The sequence below is a fragment of the Mesorhizobium sp. WSM4887 genome (assembly GCF_029625865.1).
GTDB lineage: Bacteria > Pseudomonadota > Alphaproteobacteria > Rhizobiales > Rhizobiaceae > Mesorhizobium.
Genome location: NZ_JARTVP010000080.1, coordinates 1 through 215 on the forward strand (window position 1 = coordinate 1; position 215 = coordinate 215).

Here is a 215-nt window from a genome sequence, read left to right on the forward strand (position 1 = left end):
GTCGAGCCGGTCGCACCCGTTGCACCCGTAGCGCCGGTCGCACCTGTTGCACCCGTCGAGCCCGTTGCTCCGGTATCGCCGGTAGCGCCTGTGGCGCCGGTTGCTCCGGTCGCACCCGTCGAGCCCGTTGCTCCGGTATCGCCGGTGGCGCCGGTCGCACCTGTTGCTCCGGTCGCACCTGTCGAGCCCGTTGCTCCGGTATCACCCGTAGCGCC

The 215-nt window shown here is 71.6% G+C and carries 1 protein-coding gene; it reads left to right on the plus strand.

Annotated elements, in window-relative coordinates:
* The coding region (locus P9230_RS32395) for a hypothetical protein (RefSeq protein ID WP_278121784.1) at positions 1 to 215 on the plus strand (215 nt) is incomplete at both ends.